17 protein-coding genes and 2 tRNA genes are annotated in these 17,262 nt (G+C 69.1%); 9 read left to right on the forward strand and 10 right to left on the reverse strand.

Features of this window, described 5'->3' with window-relative positions:
* Position 1: 1 nt before the first annotated feature.
* The gene (locus EFA46_RS01450; protein WP_123075438.1) at positions 2–853 is read right to left on the reverse strand and encodes a putative RNA uridine N3 methyltransferase; all 852 of its coding nucleotides are present in this window, start codon (positions 851–853) and stop codon (positions 2–4) included.
* Between the two features lie 214 nt (positions 854–1,067).
* On the opposite strand from EFA46_RS01450, the gene EFA46_RS01455 reads away from it, so the two are divergent.
* The 5 genes from EFA46_RS01455 (at position 1,068) to EFA46_RS01475 (ending at position 4,062) form a co-directional block, all read left to right on the forward strand.
* Positions 1,068–1,138 (forward strand) — tRNA-Gly (locus EFA46_RS01455).
* Positions 1,139–1,281: 143 nt separating this feature from the next.
* Positions 1,282–1,596, forward strand: a complete 315-nt coding sequence (locus tag EFA46_RS01460; RefSeq protein ID WP_123075436.1) for an MTH1187 family thiamine-binding protein — start codon at positions 1,282–1,284, stop codon at positions 1,594–1,596.
* A 139-nt stretch (positions 1,597–1,735) separates the two neighbouring features.
* The gene (locus EFA46_RS01465) at positions 1,736–2,566 is read left to right on the forward strand and encodes a hypothetical protein (protein ID WP_123075434.1); all 831 of its coding nucleotides are present in this window, start codon (positions 1,736–1,738) and stop codon (positions 2,564–2,566) included.
* Between the two features lie 111 nt (positions 2,567–2,677).
* Positions 2,678–3,613 (forward strand): methenyltetrahydromethanopterin cyclohydrolase, encoded by a 936-nt coding sequence (mch, locus tag EFA46_RS01470; RefSeq protein WP_123075432.1) that lies wholly within the window; start codon positions 2,678–2,680, stop codon positions 3,611–3,613.
* The gene (locus EFA46_RS01475) at positions 3,610–4,062 is read left to right on the forward strand and encodes a hypothetical protein (RefSeq protein ID WP_123075430.1); all 453 of its coding nucleotides are present in this window, start codon (positions 3,610–3,612) and stop codon (positions 4,060–4,062) included. The genes mch and EFA46_RS01475 overlap by 4 nt, the downstream gene beginning before the upstream one ends.
* 3 nt (positions 4,063–4,065) lie before the next feature.
* Here EFA46_RS01475 and EFA46_RS01480 read toward each other — a convergent pair whose 3' ends face one another.
* Entirely contained in the window at positions 4,066–5,664 is a 1,599-nt protein-coding gene (locus tag EFA46_RS01480; protein WP_123075428.1) for a GTPBP1 family GTP-binding protein, read from the reverse strand.
* A 190-nt stretch (positions 5,665–5,854) separates the two neighbouring features.
* Here EFA46_RS01480 and EFA46_RS01485 point away from each other — a divergent pair, with 190 nt between their 5' ends.
* A complete protein-coding gene (locus EFA46_RS01485) occupies positions 5,855–6,049 on the forward strand; it encodes a hypothetical protein (protein WP_123075426.1) in 195 nt (64 codons plus the stop codon).
* Here EFA46_RS01485 and pyrF read toward each other — a convergent pair.
* Genes pyrF through EFA46_RS01500 form a run of 3 tightly spaced genes read right to left on the reverse strand, consistent with a single transcriptional unit; the run spans position 6,046 to position 7,726 of the window.
* Positions 6,046–6,846, reverse strand: coding sequence for an orotidine-5'-phosphate decarboxylase (pyrF, locus tag EFA46_RS01490; protein ID WP_123075424.1), 801 nt, complete (start codon positions 6,844–6,846; stop codon positions 6,046–6,048). The two genes, EFA46_RS01485 and pyrF, sit on opposite strands and share 4 nt — an antisense overlap.
* 40 nt (positions 6,847–6,886) lie before the next feature.
* The gene (locus EFA46_RS01495; protein WP_123075422.1) at positions 6,887–7,285 is read right to left on the reverse strand and encodes a hypothetical protein; all 399 of its coding nucleotides are present in this window, start codon (positions 7,283–7,285) and stop codon (positions 6,887–6,889) included.
* Positions 7,286–7,726, reverse strand: a complete 441-nt coding sequence (locus EFA46_RS01500; protein WP_123075420.1) for a DUF2240 family protein — start codon at positions 7,724–7,726, stop codon at positions 7,286–7,288.
* Between the two features lie 87 nt (positions 7,727–7,813).
* Here EFA46_RS01500 and EFA46_RS01505 point away from each other — a divergent pair, with 87 nt between their 5' ends.
* Positions 7,814–8,188: a 30S ribosomal protein S8e gene (locus EFA46_RS01505; RefSeq protein ID WP_123075418.1), complete on the forward strand. Its 375-nt coding sequence runs from the start codon at positions 7,814–7,816 to the stop codon at positions 8,186–8,188.
* 138 nt (positions 8,189–8,326) lie between these two features.
* Here EFA46_RS01505 and EFA46_RS01510 read toward each other — a convergent pair whose 3' ends face one another.
* Complete coding sequence (locus tag EFA46_RS01510; protein WP_123075416.1) at positions 8,327–10,552, reverse strand: CDC48 family AAA ATPase; 2,226 nt, start codon at positions 10,550–10,552, stop codon at positions 8,327–8,329.
* 183 nt (positions 10,553–10,735) lie between these two features.
* Between EFA46_RS01510 and larC the strand changes: the two genes are divergently transcribed.
* Entirely contained in the window at positions 10,736–12,109 is a 1,374-nt protein-coding gene (gene larC, locus EFA46_RS01515) for a nickel pincer cofactor biosynthesis protein LarC (protein WP_123075414.1), read from the forward strand.
* Here the strand turns inward: larC and EFA46_RS01520 are convergent, their stop codons facing one another.
* The gene (locus tag EFA46_RS01520; RefSeq protein WP_123075412.1) at positions 12,110–12,835 is read right to left on the reverse strand and encodes a hypothetical protein; all 726 of its coding nucleotides are present in this window, start codon (positions 12,833–12,835) and stop codon (positions 12,110–12,112) included.
* Positions 12,836–12,918: 83 nt separating this feature from the next.
* Between EFA46_RS01520 and radB the strand changes: the two genes are divergently transcribed.
* Positions 12,919–13,617, forward strand: a complete 699-nt coding sequence (radB, locus tag EFA46_RS01525; RefSeq protein ID WP_123075410.1) for a DNA repair and recombination protein RadB — start codon at positions 12,919–12,921, stop codon at positions 13,615–13,617.
* A 48-nt stretch (positions 13,618–13,665) separates the two neighbouring features.
* On the opposite strand, the gene EFA46_RS01530 is transcribed toward radB, so the two are convergent.
* From EFA46_RS01530 to EFA46_RS01540, 3 genes are all read right to left on the reverse strand, one after another.
* Positions 13,666–14,823 carry a CBS domain-containing protein gene (locus EFA46_RS01530; RefSeq protein WP_123075408.1) on the reverse strand — a complete coding sequence of 386 codons (1,158 nt, stop codon included), beginning with the start codon at positions 14,821–14,823 and terminating at the stop codon, positions 13,666–13,668.
* A gap of 303 nt (positions 14,824–15,126) precedes the next feature.
* Complete coding sequence (locus tag EFA46_RS01535) at positions 15,127–16,350, reverse strand: Cdc6/Cdc18 family protein (protein ID WP_123075406.1); 1,224 nt, start codon at positions 16,348–16,350, stop codon at positions 15,127–15,129.
* A gap of 814 nt (positions 16,351–17,164) precedes the next feature.
* Positions 17,165–17,239 (reverse strand) — tRNA-Val (locus EFA46_RS01540).
* Positions 17,240–17,262 lie beyond the last annotated feature (23 nt).

The raw sequence follows: 17,262 nt of genomic DNA on the forward strand, positions 1-17,262 counted from the left end.
ATCACTCCGTGAGCGTCAGGCACGCGAGGGAGGCGAACATCGCTTCTTCAGTTCGCACAACCCCGCTACCCTGGTTCGGGATGGTGTTGAGCCAGACGTCGAACCCCCCGGGAGCGCCGGTGGATGTCGCGGGGTCGAACTCGCTGACCGTCTCGGCGTCGAGGCCGAGCATGGGCGGAAGCCCGCGTTCGGGCGAGCCGAACGCCACGGTCAGTCCGTCCTCGTGGACGCGCTGGGCGAGGTCGCCCACGTTCGCGGTGCCGACTGGCACCCCGAAGCGTGACGTGGCGACCCGGAACCCGGCGTCCGGACGGTCGAGTTCGTCCCCGATTGCTCGGGTGAAGACCTGGAAGCCCGGTGGGGCGTCCTCGGTGATCTTCGCCCGAAGCGGTCGTCGCGAAGATATCCTGATGGTCACGCGCTCCCCCTCCGAGACCTCCATATCGCCGGGGAGGTGGAGGGAGACCGGGTGTTGCATTCCGCAATTGACCCGAACGCGCCCTTCAGGTCCGACCTGGGTCACGATCCCTTCTCGATTCGACCCCGAACCGCTCGATTCGGAGCCGGTCCATGACGAGAGGCGGAGCGGAGGCAGGACACCGGCGTACTCCAGTTCGTCGCGGGTGTCGAAGGCCTCCTTTCGGAGGTACGGTGGCGTCGCGGCGTACCGCAACACCGTTTCGACGAACCCGGCGCCCCATCGCCGTTCGCCGTCGCGGTCCGGAAAGACCACGAGGCGGTCGGCCCGGTATATCGCGGCCGCGCGGGCTACGTAGCCGAGTTTGCGAGTTGCCTCGCGTTTGTCCTCGGCTTCCCGGCAGATGGACGACGGCACGAGTACGGTGCGTGTCATGCCTTAGTCGCGTCCACGTCTCGTCACGAGACTGTAGACGTTCTACCGACGGCGCGGTAAAAAGGGTGTTGTTTCGTTCACGCCCCCGTGAAACCCTCTCACGGCGCTCTCGGCGCCGCTCGCGTGTCACACCGAACCGTGGGAACCGACCGAGGGCGCGACTCCGGTTCGAAAGTCTTTTTTATACCCGGCCACTTCGATAGGATGCAGACGCGCACTAGTAGTGTAGCGGTATCACGTGACCTTGCCATGGTCACAACCTGGGTTCAAATCCCAGCTAGTGCACTTCCATCCTCTCGTTCACTACGTCCCTTCGAGCGACGGCGCCGTCGTTCGCGGTCGACTCTACACCCGAATCGAGAGAAGCCCTTCTCGCGCGTACGCGCGTAGTCGGTACTGCTATGCGGGCGGGCGCGCTGGACTCGTGCATGACCGTCGTCGCACTCCTGAGCGTCGCACCGGTTCGCGAGGGGAGCATGGCCGAGGACGTCGCGCGCGCCGTCGAGGCGCTCGACGACTTCGAGGTGTCCTACGAGACGAACCCGATGGGGACCGTCATCGAGGCCGAGGACGTCGAGACGCTCCTCGACGCCGTCGGCGCGGCGCACAACGCCGTGCCGGGCGACCGGGTGAGCACGTTCTTGAAGATCGACGACAAGCGGACGTCCACGTCGTCCGCGCGCGAGAAGGTCGAGAGCGTCGAGCGCGAACTCGGCCGGCCCGCCGAGCGACAGCGGGACTGAGACCGTCGCGGGGGAGCGACCGAGAGCGGATCAGCGCGGGAGCGCACCGACCGGTGCTGGGTTTGTCAGAGTGGACTCCGTATGTCCATCATCTGGAAATACACAGCAGCTTATGTATGGGGCGTTAGAATCGTCGCCAATGCGTACGCCACCACTCTCAGCGATTGCCGTCGTCACCCTTCTCGTCCTCGCAGGCTGTACTGGGCTGTCAGGCACAGGTGAGAACCAGCCAACGTCCGAGACGACACCCGATGTGTCGTCCGACGAGTTCCCGAACGCGTCGGCCATTGACCAGTCGGTGTTCGACACCCACGCGACCGCGCTGGCCAACACGAGTTTCACGCTCTCAACCGAGAAAAACCGGACGGACCGCAATCCGCCACCCCTGGAGAATAACTTCACGTACATGAACGACACGGGCCGGATTCTCGCCGACCCTGCCGCGTCACGGTACCTCGCCCACTCCAGCGGCTTCTTTTCGGGGAACGTTACCTACTATTCGGAGGGAAGCACGACGTACATGATGTGGCAGGAGGGCAACGACTCGACGGTAAAGCCCGCCATCGGATTTCGGATTTTCAACGAGTCGAGCGAGCAGTATCTCTGGAATGGGTTGTTCAGTAGAGACCCCGGGTACGATTTCGGCGCGATCAACGCAACCTACGAGCGCGAGGGCGTCGAAATGTTCCAAGGCGCTCCGGTGATGCGGTACGAGGCCACCGGCGCTGACGCGCTGACCGGTCGGTGGGAAGGGGGCCGGAATTGGTCCTACAAGAACTTCTCCGCAACGCTCTTGCTCGACGAAGACGGCGTCATCCGCCACTACGAGTACACATTCGTGAAGCCATCCGAACACCGTACCCGTCTGCGGTATTCGAAGGTATACACCCTCTCCGATGTGGGAAGCACCGACGTCCAAAAACCGGCCTGGGCACCGGACGACACGTCAAACACCAGTTCAGGCTCGTAACTGCCGGATCGATGCTGACTCTCGCCCGGTCGACGAGTCGGCGAAGCCGACCCGACCCGGAAAAAGATGGAACTGCAAACCCTTTACCGAGAGACGGCCGAACCCGTCGGTATGGAGAGCATCAATCGGATGGCGGTCGAGCTCGCGGACGAGGCCCTCGAGTTCGCGGGGGAACTCGACATCGGCGCGTTCGACCTGGAGAACGGGGCGACGGTACTGGACTTCGGCGTGGAGCACACCGGAGGTATCGAGGCGGGACTCTTGCTCGCGGAGCTACAGACGGCGGGGCTGGCGACGGTCCAGACGGGGATGGACACGGTCGCGGACGCGCCGTTCACGTTCGTCGAGTTGGCGTGCGACCGGCCGGACCTCGCGTTGCTCTGCTCGCAGAAGGCGGGCTGGGAGGTCTCCGTCGACGGCTTCGAGGGGCTGGGCTCGGGGCCGGCGCGCGCGCTCGTGGCCGAGGAGGCGGAGTTCCGCGAGCTCGGCTACACGGACGCCTTCGACCTGACGGCGCTCACGCTGGAGTCCGACGTCCTCCCGGACGAGCGCGTCGCGCAGGTGGTCGCGGAGCGCGCGGAGGTGAACACGGAGGGCGTCTACCTCCCGGTCTATGCGGCGGGCTCGATTGCGGGGAGCGTCTCGGCGGCGGCGCGCGCGGCGGAGATGGCGGTCTTCCGGCTCTTCGAGGCGGGCTACGACCCCCAGTCGGTGCTGTCGGCGACCTCTCGGGCGCCGGTCGCGCCGGTCGCCGGCGAGGAGGAGACGGCCATCGCGCGCCAGATGGACGCGCTCGCGTACGGCGGCGAGGTCTCCCTCACGGTCGCGGAGGACGACGCGGAGGCGTTCGAGGCGGTGCCGTCGACGGCGGGCGATGAGCACGGCCGACCGCTCGCCGGCGTCTTCGACGACGTGGAGTGGGACTTCTCCGAGGTGGCGGCGGGCGTCTTCGGCCCGGCGTCAGTAACCGTAAACGTCGTCGGCGGTCCGACGTACGCGCTCGGCGAGACTGACGAGGCGGTGCTCGCGGAGTCCTTCGGCGTGTGAGGTGGACGGCCGTCCCGCCGGCCCCGGACGCGCTCTCCGCGCTCGCGGCCCTGCGGGCGGCCCTTCCCCGGCAACCCGAGGCGGGCGCCGACTGCTGTGCGCTCGTCCTCGCGGCGGAGGCCGACGTCACGGTCCCGGATCGAGAGGCGGCGGCGGAGTGGCTCGTCTTCCTGCGCGCGCTCGGCCTCGCGCGCGAGTCGGGCGGGACGTACGCGCGGACGGACGTACCCGTCGAGCGCGACGCGCTCGGTGAGGCGTTCCTCGAGAACGTCTACGGCGCGCGCGAGGTCGTGACCGCGCTCGACGCGGACGCGCCACTTCCGGCGGCGGACGTGGCGTCGCGCGTGCCCGCTCGCGTGCGGGAGAAGGAACGAGTGTGTCGGTTGCTCGACTGGGCGGTGCTGTTCGGGCTCGCACTCGAGCGCGACGGCGGCTACGTGCGGGCGTAGCGCTCAGTCGAGGATTTCGGTGACGGTGCCGACGCCCTTGCTGGAGCCTTCGCGGAAGACGAATCGCTGGCCCTCCTCGACGACGTACGGGCGGAACTTGAACTCGATTCGAGCGGTGCCGGTGTCGCCGGGGAGGAGTTGGCCGCCCTCGGGGTGGAATCGAGCGGCCTCGCTCGCGGTTTCGAGGTGGACGACGGGCTCGTAGCCGGCGTCGATCCTTGTGGGGTGGTTGAGCACCATGACGTCGGCCTCGAAGGCCCGGACGGGCGTCGGGTCGGCGTCGCGGGGGAGGAGCGCCATGCCGCGCTCGACCTCGCTCTCGCGGACGCCCTTGAGCGCGATGCCGACGATGCGGCCGGCTTCGGCGCGGTCGACGCGGTGGTAGTGCATCTCGATGCTGCGGACTTCGACCTCGCGGAAGGAGCCGTCGCCGAACGGGCCGAGGAGGAGTTCGTCGCCGGCTTCGACGGTGCCGGACTCGATGGTGCCGGAGGCGACGGCGCCGACGCCGGTGACCTTGTAGGAGCGATCAACGTAGAGGCGGAAGTCGCCGCCGGCGGCGGCGGTCTTCGGGAGGCGCGCGAAGAGTTCGTCGAGGACGTCGAGGCCGGCCTCGTCGACGGCGCTGGTGCGGACGACCGGGACGACGGCGTCGTCGGTCTCCTCGACGGCGGCGTCGACGCCGTGGCGTGCGACCGGGAGCGGGGCGCGCCCGGTCGTGCGGAGGAGGCGTTCGACCTCGCGTTCGACCTCGCTGACGCGGTCGTCGGAGACGAGGTCGGTCTTGGTGATGGCGACGACGGTGGGGAGGTCGGTGGCGAGGAGGACGCCGAGGTGTTCGCGCGTGGTGGCGGTGGGGCCGTCGTCGGCGGCGACGACGAGGAGGCCGTAGTCGAGTTTCTGGCCGACGAGGCCGCGAATGGTCGTGCGGAGCCACGGTTCGTGACCCACCGTGTCGACGAAGGAGACGACGCGGTCGGCTTCCTCGACGACGGCGGCGCGTTCGTGCTTGCGGTGTGGGTTCTCGACGCGGACGGGGCCGTCGCCGTCGAAGCCGTAGACGCCGTAGGAGAGGTCGGCCGAGAGGCCGCGTTCGACCTCGTGGGGCTGGACGTCGAGGAAGCCCCGGGTGTCGCCGTCGCCGTCGTCGGCGCGGCCGGTGACGAGCGAGCCGACGAGCGTGGATTTGCCGTGGTCGACGTGGCCGGCGGTGCCGACGATGATGTGGTCGTCGTCGGCGGTGAGCGTGCCGCCGTCCCGAACGGTGGCGACGCCGACCAGTCCCTCGCCGTCGGTCCCCCACGTCTGGACGTCGTCGATGTGGGCGCCGGCTTCCTCGGCGAGGAGGCTGAGGACGTCGAGCGTCTCGGAGAAGACGTCGGCGTCGACGCCGGCGATGCCGCCGTCGTCGGTGACGCCGACGACGTACTGGGCTTCGCCGTCGCCGGAGAGGACGCGGTGACGAAGCTGTGCGGCGAGGCTCTCGAGGCGCCCATCGGCGAGGTGGACGTCGCGGGTGAGGCGTTCCTTGAACTCGACGTTGCCGCCCTCCTGCTCGCCGCGCTCGAGCGCGCGATGCAGGACGGACCGGTCGACGCTCATGAGACTGTGTTAGGGACCATCTACCAAAAGCCTTCCTCGGGTGAGGGCTCCGGATACCTCACGAGACGTCCGGAGGGGCGCCCTCGGCGGCGTTTTCGACGGGCGCGCCGTCTCGCCCGCGAGCGTGGAGCGGCGTCGTCCACGCGGTCGACCCCGGCATTGATGTGTCAGCGCGCTCTCGGGAGAACCGATGAGTGTCACCGGTCTCTGCCAGCTCTGTGAGTCCGCCGAGGCGCGGTCCGCGTGCGACCGCTGTGGTGCCGTCGTGTGCCGGGAGCACTACGACGCGGAGCTCGGCGTCTGTACGGAGTGCGCGGCGGAACAGCGGCGGTCGAGCGGTGTCACTGGGGACGACGGAGGGCCCGGGTTCACGGGGCCGCGCTAGCGGTACTCGTTGAGGCGGTCGCGCAGGCGCTTGGCGGCGTCGCCGGCGACGCGGTCCCAGCGTTCGGCGTCCTCGCCCGCGAAGATGATGCCGCGCGTGGAGTTGACGACGCCGACGCCGTCGACCGTCCGGCCGTGCTCGACGGCGGCCTCGACGTCGCCGCCCTGCGCACCCACGCCCGGCACGAGGAACGGGAGGTCGGGCGCGATTTCTCGTACTCGTTCGAGTTCGGCGGGGCGCGTCGCGCCGACGACGAGGCCGACGTTCCCGTGCTCGTCCCACTCCGCGATGCGGCGCGCGACGTGCTCGTAGAGGTACTCCTCGTACGAGGCGAGTTCGAGGTTCTGGAAGTCCTTCCCGCCGGGGTTCGAGGTGCGACAGAGGACGAAGACGCCCTTCTCCTCGCGCGAGAGGAACGGCTGGAGGCTGTCCCGGCCCATGTACGGGTTGACGGTGATGGCGTCCGCGCGGTCGAGCGCCGCCGCGTACTGGCGGGCGGTGTTCCCGATGTCGCCGCGCTTCGCGTCGAGGATGACGGGAACGTCCTTCCCGTGTGCGTACGCGATGGTCTCGTTGAGCGCGCGCCACCCGTCGGGGCCCTCGTAGAAGGCGGCGTTCGGCTTGTAGCAGGCGGCGTACTCGTGGGTGGCGTCGATGATGCGGCGGTTGAACTGCCAGCGCGGCAACTCGGCGTCGCGGACATCGTCGGGGAGACGGTCCGTATCGGGGTCGAGGCCGACGCAGACCATCGTGTCCCGCGCCTCGATGCGCGCGGCGAGGTCGTCGAAGAAGCCCATGCTCCCGGATGGGTCGGGCGCCCGCCTAAACGTACTGTTCCTACGCGCCGTTCGGGTCCGCCCCCGGGCCGGCGAGCGCGGCCTCAAAGACGTCGAGGACGCGCTTCGCGTGCGCGCCGTTCTCGACGAAGACGAGGAGCGCGGGCGGCGTCGAGGCGCGGGGGCGCGCCCGGAGGTCGGCGTCGTCGGCGGCGCGCGTCGCGGCGTCCAGCCCGACGAACAGTTCGACGCGGGCGCGCTCGGGCTGGACGAACACGTCGGCGACGCGCTCGCCGCCGCGCGTGACGGCGTAGGCGCGCGCGCCCTCCGGCGTCGCCTCGACCTCCGGGTCGGCGTCGGTCACCGTCACGTCGTCGAACGGCCCGATTTCGCGACCGGTGAGTTCGGAGGCGAGGAGCTGGGCGATGCGGACGCCGTCTGAGAGCTCGCGCTCGACCATTCAGAGCTCCTCCGCCGCCTTCGCGGCGGCGTCGTCGACGGTGAGGCCCTCGCGGCGCGCGTGGAGGACGGCGGCGACGTCGGCAGTGACGCCGAGGTCCCGCTGGAGCGCGTTCACGGCGGCGACGGCGTCCTGTCGCTCGGCACCGTCGGCGACGAGCGCGTCGAGCGCCGTCTCGAAGGCCGAGCGCTCGCGGAAGAGCGACTCGTCGGGCGTGAACTCCTCGGGGACGGCGACGGCGTCGGTGTCGAAGGTCGCGACGAGGTCGCCGTCCTCGCGCGTGAGGAGGCCCTCGCCGGTGGCGACGTCGATGAGGCGTTTCGCCTGGTCGGGGCTCATCCAGTCCCGGTCGAGCGAGAGGGCGACGACGAACTCGTGCTCGCCCAACCGGTCGCGCCCCTCGGAGACGAAGGGCGCGCCGACGGCGACGCGGAGGCTCATGGTCACGGGGAGGCGGCGCGCCGCCTAAAGACGACGGGTTCCCGTCGGACCGAACGGTTTTAGTACGTAACGACGCCATTTCCGGGTATGCAGAACCAGGGCCGCTCCAAGCGCACGAAGACGGGTGCGCGAACTCGCCCCCACTCGAAGAAGAAGAAGCACGAACTCGGCCGCTCCCCGACGGAGACGACGCTCGACGAACCCCGCTTCCGCGTCGTCGACTCCCGTGGTGCGGGCAAGAAGGTCCGCGCGCTCTCCACGGACGTCGCGAACGTCACCGAGGACGGCGAGACGACGCGCGCCACCATCGAGGACGTCGTCGAGAACGAGGCGAACCCGAACTACGCCCGCCGGAACATCATCACGAAGGGCGCCGTCATCGAGACGGACGCCGGCCGCGCGCGCGTCACCTCCCGCCCCGGCCAGAACGGGCAGGTCAACGCCGTCGCCGTCGACGAGTAACCCACCACCGCGTTTCTGCCGCTCTCCCACGTCGCGTAGCGACGCCTCTCGTGAAGCGTTCGAGGCGACGGGGACCGAGGGAGGGAGAAGGGGGTTTTGTCGAAGGCGTTTGGCCGCGCTCGAGCGCGGCAACCGGCTCTACTGGAAGCCGATGTGGCCGCCTTCTCTGCGGCCCTGCCCGGGCGAGTTTCCGCCCTTGAACTGCTCTTCGACGTCCGCGTAGTAGTCGAGGAGGTCGTCGGTGATGGTGGGCCGGACGTTCTCCATAGCCTTGCGGAAGTGGCGCATCTCGACTTCCTCGGCCGAGTCGTCCTCGCGGAGCGCCTCGATGGCGGCTTCGCGGGCGATGGACGCGATGTCGCTACCGACGTAGCCGTCGGTGATCTCGGCGAGCTCGCGGAGGCTGACGTCGGGCGCGAGCGGGATGTCCTCGGTGTGGATCTCGAGGATGCGCGCGCGGCCCTCAACGTCGGGCTGGCCGACCATGACCATGCGGTCGAAGCGGCCGGAGCGGATGAGCGCGGGGTCGATGATGTCGGGGCGGTTCGTCGCGCCGATGACCATCACCTCGCCCATCTCCTCGAGCCCGTCGAGCTCGGTGAGGAGCTGGTTGACGACGCGCTCGGAGACGTTGTTCCCGACGTCCTGCCCGCGACCCGGAGCCAGCGAGTCGAGCTCGTCGAAGAAGACGACGGTGGGACTGACCTGCCGGGCCTTGCGGAAGGTCTGCCGGATGGCCTTCTCGGACTCGCCGACCCACTTCGAGAGGAGCTGCGGGCCCTTCACGGAGATGAAGTTGGCGTTCGTCTCGTTGGCGACGGCCTTCGCCATGAGCGTCTTCCCGGTCCCGGGCGGCCCGTAGAGGAGGACGCCGTTCGGCGGGTCGATGCCCATGCGTTCGAACTTCTCCGGCGAGTTGAGCGGCCACTCGACGGACTCCTGCACGTTCTTCTTCGCGTCGGTGAGCCCGCCGACGTCGTCCCACGACATCTTCGGGAGTTCGACGAGCACCTCGCGCATCGCGGAGGGCTCGACTTCGCCGAGCGCGCCGCGGAAGTCCTGGCGCTTGACGATCATCCGGTCGATGAGGCTCGGCGGGATGTCCTCCTCGTCGAGGTCGATCTCGGGGAGATAGCGTCTGAGCGCGCGCATCGCGGCCTCCTTGCTGAGGCTCTCGATGTCCGCGCCGACGAAGCCGTGGGTCTCCTCGGCGAGGTGGCCGAGGTTGACGTCGTCGCTGAGGGGCATGCCGCGCGTGTGGATCTTGAGGATCTCCTCGCGACCCACCTCGTCGGGGACGCCGATCTCGATCTCGCGGTCGAAGCGACCCGGCCGCCGGAGCGCGGGGTCGACGGCGTCCACGCGGTTCGTCGCCGCGATGACGATGACCTGGCCGCGGCCTTCGAGGCCGTCCATCATCGTGAGGAGCTGGGCGACGACGCGGCGCTCGACTTCGCCGGTGACGTCCTCGCGCTTGGGCGCGATGGAGTCGAGTTCGTCGATGAAGATGATGGAGGGCGAGTCGTCCTTCGCGTCCTCGAAGATCTCCCGGAGTTGCTGTTCGGACTCGCCGTAGTACTTGGAGATTATCTCGGGGCCGGCGATGGAGAAGAAGCTCGCCGACGTCTCGTTGGCGACGGCCTTCGCGAGCAGGGTCTTCCCGGTGCCGGGCGGGCCGTGGAGGAGCACGCCCTGTGGCGGCTCGATGCCGAGCTTCTGGAAGATCTGCGGGTGCTTCATCGGGAGTTCGACCATCTCCCGGACGCGCTGGATCTCGTTCTGGAGGCCGCCGATGTCCTCGTAGGTGATGCCGCCGCCGGTGCGCTCGAAGCCGCTGATGGGCTCCTCGCGCAGCTCGACGTCGGTGTCCTCGGTGATGAGGACGACGCCCTCGGGCTCGGTCTCGACGGCGATGAGCGGGATGGCCTGCCCCGGCGAGCGCATGAACGGGTGGTTCGTGGAGCTCATCACGGGGACGATGTCGCGCGAGACGACGGGACGCTTGAGGATCTGGCGCTTGACCATGCCGGCGGCATCAGAGCCGAACTGGACGGACGCCTCCTCGGGGGGCGCGAGGACGAGCGAGTCGGCCTTCTCGGCGTCGGCCTTCCGGATGGTGACGCGCTCGCCGATACCGACGTCGGCGTTCTGGCGGGTGAAGCCGTCGATGCGGACGGTGTCGGTGTTCCAGTCCTGCCGGTCGGCGCGCCAGACCTTCGCGGCGGTGGTCTCGGCGCCCTCGATCTCGATGATGTCTCCCGGGCTGAGCTTCAGGTGCAGCAGCGTGTCGGGGTCGAGGCGCGCGATGCCGCGCCCCGAGTCGTTCGGGTACGCTTTCGCGACCTCGAGTTGGACTTCGTTCATTGTCTCTTATGTCCGATGGGGTGAGATTCTCGCCGGCGCGGGAAAGCACTTCCCCCGACGGCGAGGACTATGTGTTGCAGTATCACACCCTCGTACATATCGCTGACGCTCGAACGGATTCCGGCCGGTGTCGATGGCGCTCGGATGGCCACGTTTTTCGCCGCCGCGCCCCCTCCTCGAACTATGACCACGCTCGCTTTCGACGGTCGGACGGGCGCGAGCGGCGACATGCTGCTCGGCGCGCTCGTCGCCGTCGGCGCCGACCCCGCCGTCCTCGCGCCCGTCGAGGACGCCCTCGACGTGACGTACGACGTTCGGGAGGTGACGCGGCGCGGCGTCAGCGCGACGAAGGTGACGGTGCGCCACGGGGAGGCGTCCGAGGACGGACGCCCGCGCGACCACGACGACGGGGGCCACGACCACGCACACGGCGACGGCGAGGGGCACCACCACTCGCACGACGGCGACGACCACTCGCACGACGAGGAGGGCCACGACCACGGCGGCGCCGAGGGCCACGGCCCGAGCCGGAGCTACGCGGAGGTTGTCGAGGTCGTCGAGGCGATGGAGCTGCCCGACCCCGTCGAGGCGGACGCGCTCGCGACGTTCGAGTTGCTCGGGCGCGCGGAGGCCGCCGTCCACGGCACGGACCTCGAGGCGACGCATTTCCACGAGGTCGGCGCGGACGACGCCATCGCGGACGTCGTCGGCGTCTGCCTCCTCCTTGCCGACCTCGACCCGGAGCGCGTCGTGACGACGCCGGTCTTCGCCGGTGGCGGCGAGGTCGAGATGAGCCACGGCGTCTACCCGGTGCCCGCGCCCGCCGTCGTCGAACTCGCCGAGCGCGCGGGCTGGCGCCTCGTCGGGGGTCCCGTCGACACCGAACTCCTCACGCCGACGGGTGCGGCGCTGCTCGCACACCTCGCCGAGGGCGTGGACGAGACGCCGGCACTGCGGGTGGACGCCTCGGGCTACGGCGCGGGGACGAAGGACCTCCCGGAGCGCCCGAACGTCCTGCGCGCGGCGCTCGGCGCGGAGAGGGCGGACGCGGATGCGCGTGCGGGGGACGCGACACGCGCGGGACACGCCGACGAGAGCGGCCTCGTCCGCGACGACGTCGTGGTGCTGGAGACGAACCTCGACGACGCGACGCCCGAAGTGCTGGGCGGGTTGCAGGAGACGCTCGCCGACGCGGGCGCACGCGACGTCTCCGTGTTGCCGGTGACGATGAAGAAGTCCCGGCCCGGCCACCTCGTGAAGGTCGTGGCGAAGCCGGCGGACGCCTCGCGCGTCGCGCGCCGCCTCGCCGAGGAGACGGGAACGCTCGGGATCCGCGAGTCGAGCGCGCGCCACCGCTGGATCGCCGAGCGTACCTTCGAGACGGCCGACCTCGACATCGACGGCGAGACGTACGCGGTGTCGGTGAAGGTCGCGAGCGACGCCGACGGCGAGGTGTACGATTACAGCGCGGAGTACGACGACGCGCACGCGGTCGCGAGGGAGACCGGTCTCCCGGTGCGCGAGGTGCTGCGTCGCGCCGTCGAGGCCGTGCGGTAGCTACTCCTCGCGGTGGCGCTCGAGCGCTTCGTCGATGGTGAGTTCGCCCGCCGCCACGCGGCGCGCGAGTTCCTCGGTGATGGTGCGGTTCTGCGCGGAGCGCTCCCGCGAGCGCTGCTTGATGACGTCGAGTTCGCCCGCCGTCGGTTCGACGGTGTGCTCGCCGACGACCTCGCCCTCCAAGCGCGCGATGTTGACGGCGGCGAGCACGTCGTCCATCCCGCGCGCGCCGCGTCCGAGGTAGGGCGTGGTGCCGGTCTCGTCGACGAGTTCGACGGTGACGTCGTCGAGACCGTCGATGATGCGCGCGCCGTGGATGCGCGCGCCGTCGCCGACGCGAACGAGCGGGTCGGGGTCCTCGGCGACCTCCTCGCGGACGACGGCCGCCGCGTCCTTGACGGGGACGTGGAAGACGGCGACGACGAGGTCGCCCGAGAGGACGGCGATGCCGGGACGCGGGCCGGGGTCGACGCCGACGACGGTGCGGCCGCCGTGCCCGCGCAGGAGCGTGAGGGCCTCCTCGACGGCGGCGCGCGGGTCCTCGGGGTCGGCGACGACGACGTCGACGGCGACCGAGAGGTCGTCGTCGGGGCCGGCGATGACCACGTCCGCGTCCTCGGGGAGGGCGGCCCCGGGTTCGACGGTGGTGAAGGCGGCCCCGCGGTCGCGGAGTTCGCCGACGACCTCGTGGTACACTTCGAAGTCCTCGGTGGCGACGACGATCACTGTCCCGTAGTCGGACAGCGGAGCGAAAAAAGCCTACCGGGGTACCGGGGTGTTTTTCCGGCGAGCAACACTACGAGCGAGCGATGGAACCACTGACGACGGGGTGTGCGCCGCTGGACGCGCTCCTCGGCGGCGGCGTCGAGCGCGGCGCGGTCACGCAGGTGTACGGGCCGCCGGGTGCGGGGAAGACGAACGTCGCGCTCTCGACGGCCGCGCACGCCGCCGCCGCAGGCATGACCGTCGTCTACGTGGACACGGAGGGCCTCTCGGCCGAGCGCTTCCAGCAGGTGCTCTCGGCGGTCGCGGACGACCCCGACCGGGCCGCCGAGCGCATCGTCGTCAGCGAAGCGTACGACTTCGACGAGCAGGCCGAGGCCGTGAAGGACACCGAGGGGTTCGCGGAGCGCGCGGACCTCATCGTCCTCGACTCCGCGACGGGGTTCTACCGCTTGCGTCGAACCGAGGAGGGCGGCGAGGACGGCGAGGCGCTCCGCGACGTCGCCCGGCAGGTGACGCACCTCCTCTCGCTGGCGCGGCGACACGACCTCGCGGTGCTCGTGACGAACCAGGTGTACACGGACCCGGAGGCCGAGCGGACGCGACCGCTCGGCGGGCAGACGCTCGAGCACTGGACGGCGACGGTCGTCCGCTTGGAGCGCTTCCGGGGCGACGCCCGGCGCGCGGTCCTCGAGAAGCACCGCGCGAAGCCGACCGGGGAGCGCGCGCGCTTCTCGATCACGGACGCGGGCATCGAGGCGGCGAGCGACGGCACGGGCGTCTAGCGAAGTGTCCGAGCCGCGTCGAAAAAGCGGGAACGGTCGAGGGCCGACTTAGAGTTCGCCGAGCTTGCGGAGGAGCTGGCCCTGGTATTCCTCGTCGGACTGGATGCCCTTCTTCTCGAGGACGTTCCGCTCGAGCGTGTCGAGCGCCATGTAGAAGGCGTTGTCCGCGCCGTAGCCCTCGCCGGTGCCGGCGGCCTGGCCCTTGTTGGTGCGCAGGCGGATCTGGCACTGGATGAGCGGCGTGCCGCGCAGGCGCTCCTTGTGCTCGTGGAAGCGGACGTGCGCGTGCTGGACGGACATCTTCGAGTACTTGCCGGCGACCTTCTCGATGCCGTCGCGGACGTCCTCGCGGGAGATGGTGTCGAGGAGGTCGATGTTCGTGATCTGGACGTCCATGTGCTCCTCCTCGGTGTAGGAGAGCGCGCGGAGCACGTCGGTCTTCGTGATGACGCCGACGACCGTCGTGGCGTCACCGGCGGGCGTGACGATGAGGCCCGCGTAGTCGTTCTCGAGCATGACGCGGACGGCGTCCTCGACGGCCGTCTCGGGCGTCGTCGTCTGGACGGGGCTCGACATCACGTCGTAGACCGGGAGGTCGAGCATGCGCTCGATTTCGCCGCGTCGGTCGCCGCGCGTCGTCTTCTCGATGTCGCGCGTGACGAACTCCACGAGGTCGTACGTGGTGACGACGCCGGTGAGGTCGCCGTCGTCGTCGAGGACGGGCAGCCGGGAGACGCCGCGCTCGCGCAGGCGGTTGATGACGACGCCGACGTTGTCGTCCTCGCCGACGGTGATGACGTCCTCGGTGTAGATGTCGGAGACGGTGAGCGCGTCGAGGTTGTCGAGGACGGCCTCGAGGATGTCGTCCTCGGTGAGTACGCCCCAGAGCTGGTCGGCCTCGAAGACGGGTGCGACCTTCGAGCCGCCTTCGACGAGCTTCCGGGCGGCGTCCCGGACGTCCTCGGTTCGCGTGAGCTTGGGGGCGTTCCCCTCGGGGTTCGCGATGGAGGCCGCACGCGTGTTCTCCTCGATGTGGGAGCTGAGGAGTTGCTTCTGCGTGATGACGCCGACGTACTCGGCGCCGCCGGCGCGGGTGACGATGACGCCCTTCGGGTTCGACTTCTCGAAGAGCGAGCGGACTTTCCCGAGGCGTTCCTCGGCGTCGACCTCGACGTAGTCCTGAGTCGCGATATCGGAGATGTCCATGTACCCCGAACGTTGGCCGGGTAGGGTCTAAAAGATTATTGCAGGGACAGTCCGAGTGAGAATCGGGGTATTCGACCGCTCAGGGCAGGGACAGACTCCCACAAGGCATTTGACCCAATACGTGGTATTAATACACATGGGCGAACGTGTCTGCTATCGTGAATTCTGTCCGGCGTGCGACGCGCCGCTGACGCACGCCGACGAGACCTGCCCCGACTGCGGCGTCGACCGCGACGCGTAGCGGGCGGTGCGTGCGGACGGGAAGCGGGTGCGACCGGTCTCGTGGACGCGGCGAAGGGGCGACTACAGGACGGGCGTGAGGGCGTCGTCGCGCGAGATGACGCGGCGGACGACGTCCGGGTCCTCGAGGAGGCGGTGTTTCGAGAAGACCCCGCGCCCGCGCCCGCGACTGTGTTTCTCGCTCCGGATGACGTTCAGGAAGTCCTGCTCTTTGAGTATCTCGGTGACGCGGCGCTCGGAGAGGCGCTCCAAGTCGAGTTCGTCCGCGAGTCGCGTGTACGCGGAGAAGACGCGCTTGGTCGCGAACTCGTCGTCCGCGTGGGTCGCGCTGAGGCGCGTGAGCGCCGCGAGGATGACCTTCGTCTGGATGGGCGCGCCGTCGATGAGTTCGGCGAAGCGGTCGGCCTCCGTCTTCTCCTTCGCGCGACGGACGTGCGTCTCGGTGACGCGTTCGTCACCCGCGTTCGTCGCGATGCTCCCGGCGTTGCGCAGGATGTCGATGGCTTTGCGCGCGTCGCCGTGCTCGCGCGCGGCGAGGGCGGCGGTGAGGTTGATGACGCCGTCCTCGAGGACGCCGTCGTGGAAGGCGTCGCGGCGGTGTTCGAGGATGTCGACGAGCTGGTCGGCGTCGTAGGGCTGGAAGACGATGTCGTCGGGGCTGAAGCTCGACTTCACGCGCTCACCGAGGTCGCTCGGGAAGTCGATCTTGTTCGAGATGCCGACGATTCCGAGGGCGGCGTCGGCGAGGTTGCGGTTCTCGCCGGCGCGCGAGAGTTTGCGGAGGACCTCGTCGTCTTCGAGGAGGTCGATTTCGTCGAGGATGACGATGGCGACGTCCGTACAGGACTCGAGGATGGTCCAGAGGCGGTTGTAGTAGTCGCCGGTGCCGAGGCCGCGCTCGGGGACGGTGGTCTCGGACAGTTCGGGGTCGTTGATCGCTTTCGCGATGTTCTTCACGACGGCTGTCTCGGTGTTCTGCTCGCCGCAGTCGATGAAGGCGGAGTGGACGACGTGGTCGTCGCGTTCGGCCTCGACGACGACGCGGTCGGTGACGCTGCGCGTGGTGAGCGACTTCCCGGTACCGGTCTTCCCGAAGACGAGCAAGTCGTCGGGTTCGCGCCCGAAGACGGCGGGGTTGAGCGCTTCGGCGACGCGCTGCATGTGCTGGTCGCGCCCGACGATGCGGTCGGGTTCGGGCACGTGGCTGATCTTGAGGAGTTCCTCCCGGGCGAAGATCGGCTCCTCGTAGCGAAAGAGCGGGTCGCGCTCGTCACGTCGCGAGTCCATGCGGGATACCCCCCGTTCGCCGAGGGAACGAATAAGGCTAGCGGACCTCCGTCGCGGATGTAAGACCGTCGCGGAGACCCGGAGACGGCCCGAGAGGCGGATTCGAGAACCGTGGCGAAGGACACCGCACTCGCGAGTGTATGTGAGCGTGCGGCACGCCGATACTCCGGACTCGGACAACCGGAGTGGCGTCGCGAATGTAAATGTCCGATACGTGGCGGGTAGAGGTAGTAATGAGGAGAGTGAATGGGGAGCGGAGTCGCCATCGTGGCCGAATAGCCGCGCACACCCACACCACCGTCGCGAATGTAACGGCACGAGAGGGAGGGGGAGGAACGCCACGCGGCGTTGGTGAGGCCGCGTGAACCACCCGGCAGAGAACACGGCGACGACTGCCGGAGAACGAAGGAGCGTTCTCCACAGTAGCCGAAGGTAGGCTAGTGGACTTTGACGAACAGCACCGACAAGTAGCTATCGGGTTCAGTAGACCCCGACATCGCCGGCTTCCTCGGGGGACCCCACTCCGTTCCCGTTACACTCGCGACGGTGGTGTGTGTCCCGCGTCGGCCGCTCTCTGACGGCACGTCGCGTCGAGCGACACGGGGGAGTGGAGCACGGAGCAGTCGCCATCACGGAACTGTCGGTATCACGGAACCGCCGGTGGGAGGGGGAATCGATGACCGAACAGCCATCAGCTACCGGACAGTCGAAGATATCGCGGGGACTCCGCTCGTCGTCGCGTGAAAAACGGCGTCCGGACGAAATCCCAGCACTGCTCTGGGGTTAGTTCCGTGAGAAACGAAAACGGCGGGAGTGGGTTGGGGCGGATTTGAACCGCCGGCCTCCTCCATGTCAAGGAGGTGTCATAGCCTGACTAGACCACCAACCCTCGGTGGCGCGCTCCTCCGAACG

The sequence above is a fragment of the Halarchaeum sp. CBA1220 genome (assembly GCF_003721175.2).
Classification (GTDB): domain Archaea; phylum Halobacteriota; class Halobacteria; order Halobacteriales; family Halobacteriaceae; genus Halarchaeum; species Halarchaeum grantii.